Origin of the sequence: Escherichia sp. TW14182, from assembly GCF_000208525.1 — a bacterium.
Taxonomy (GTDB): domain Bacteria; phylum Pseudomonadota; class Gammaproteobacteria; order Enterobacterales; family Enterobacteriaceae; genus Escherichia; species Escherichia ruysiae.
Genome location: NZ_AEJZ01000396.1, coordinates 1 through 2019, shown reverse-complemented (window position 1 = coordinate 2019; position 2019 = coordinate 1). Strand labels below are relative to the sequence as shown.

The window sequence follows — 2019 nt, the reverse complement described above, 5'->3', positions numbered from 1 at the left end:
CCCGCGACAACATTCTGAGCCGTGGGGGTTAAGAAGAGCCGATGGAACTGTTCAAACGCTTCCGTGGTCGCGAACCGCAACTGGATGCGATGCTGGAGCACTACGGCATTAAGGGCTGATCATTCAGTGAAAATCTGCTTAATTGATGAATCGGGCGCCGGAGACGGCGCCTTATCTGTTCTGGCGACCCGCTGGGGGCTGGAGCACGATGAAGACAATCTGATGGCCTTGGTGTTAACGCCAGAGCATCTGGAACTGCGTAAGCGTGATGAGCCGAAACTCGGTGGCATTTTCGTTGATTTTGTCGGCGGGGCAATGGCGCACCGACGCAAATTCGGCGGTGGTCGCGGCGAAGCGGTAGCAAAAGCGGTGGGCATTAAGGGCGATTATTTGCCGGATGTGGTGGACGCCACCGCAGGGCTGGGGCGCGATGCCTTTGTGCTGGCTTCAGTCGGCTGCCGAGTGCGGATGCTGGAGCGTAATCCAGTGGTTGCCGCGCTACTCGACGACGGCCTGGCGCGTGGTTATGCGGATGCGGAAATCGGCGGCTGGTTGCAGGAGCGGTTGCAGTTAATTCACGCCTCCAGCCTGACGGCGCTAACCGATATTACCCCACGCCCGCAAGTGGTCTATCTTGACCCGATGTTCCCACATAAGCAGAAAAGCGCGCTGGTGAAGAAAGAGATGCGAGTGTTTCAGTCGCTGGTGGGGCCGGATCTCGATGCCGATGGGTTGCTGGAGCCTGCGCGGCAACTGGCGACCAAACGTGTGGTGGTAAAGCGCCCGGACTACGCGCCGCCGCTGGCAAACATTGCCACACCGAACGCGGTTGTCACCAAAGGGCATCGCTTTGATATTTATGCCGGAACGCCGGTGTAAAAGTGAAAACGGGTAGCGTTATAGCTCCCCGTTTTTCTGCAAGAATCATCAATGGCTTTCCGGCGTCTCAATCATTCGTTTCAGCCAGGGCACCATCATCAGCATCACTACTGCAACGCCCAGCGTGACCAGACCAATCTTACCAAACACGTTGGTGTAGACAGGTAACGTCTCAAGCGGATCGGTAATGTTGTCTGGCACTGCGGTAAATGTTGCCACATAGCCGCCGAGCAAGAACGCGGCAGCCTGCGTCAGAAACCACATTCCCAGAATAAAGCCCATCAAATGCTGTGGCACCAGAGCAGCAACCATCGCCAGACCCAGGGCGCTAATAAACAGTTCACCCAGGCTCTGGAACAAGTAAACCAGCACGATAAACCACGGCGATGTCAGCCCCTGCGCATCAGCAAACCACATTCCCGCAGCGGCGGCAGTCAGAAATCCCAGCGAGCACATAAACATGCCGAGAGTAAATTTCATCGGCATCGAGAGGTCTTTGCCTTTGTTACCCAGATGCGTGTAAATGCCCGCCAGTATTGGGCTGGCGAGTACCACCCAGAATGGGTTAAGCGCCTGGAAGCTGACCGGGTTGATGGAAAAACCGAGAATTTCATGATGTACGTTGTTGATGGCAAAGAAGTTCAGCGACGTTGGCATCTGGGCATAGAGGATGTAAAACACCACCGCTTCGAGCATCAGGACAAAGGCGACAAACATTTTATTGCGCCCGGTTTTATCCAGCTTGAATGCCTGACGGAAGAAGATAATGGTGACGACGATGGAGAGGGCGATCAGCACCAGATTGGCGACTTCTACGTTGTGCATCAGCCATGCACAGACGAAGATCATCACTACGCTGCCAATCAACACGTACAACAGTTTGCCGAAGTTCAGTGGTCGGAAGTCAGGATCTGAACCAATATCTTGCACCATCCCGCGACAGGCGATGTAGACCAGTAGCGCGACAATCAGACCTGCCCCACACAGGTTATAGGTTACGGAATAACCAAATCTATCGGCAATCACGGGTGCCAGCGACAACGCCACCAATGAACCAATATTGATCGACATGTAAAACAGTGTGAAAGCACCATCCAGACGCGGATCTTTCGGTGGATAGCATTTAGAAAGCAGGCTTGC

General features: G+C 54.5%; 2 protein-coding genes and 1 pseudogene. 2 read left to right on the top strand and 1 reads right to left on the bottom strand.

The window, feature by feature from the left end:
- Nucleotides 1–119: pseudogene (locus EQY_RS27085) on the top strand (M3 family metallopeptidase); the annotation flags it as partial.
- 7 nt (nucleotides 120–126) lie between these two features.
- Nucleotides 127–879, top strand: coding sequence for a 16S rRNA (guanine(1516)-N(2))-methyltransferase RsmJ (gene rsmJ / locus EQY_RS0122375; protein ID WP_000686601.1), 753 nt, complete (start codon nucleotides 127–129; stop codon nucleotides 877–879).
- A gap of 48 nt (nucleotides 880–927) precedes the next feature.
- Here rsmJ and EQY_RS0122370 read toward each other — a convergent pair.
- The coding region (locus EQY_RS0122370) for an oligopeptide:H+ symporter (protein WP_000851795.1) at nucleotides 928–2019 on the bottom strand (1092 nt) is incomplete at its 5' end.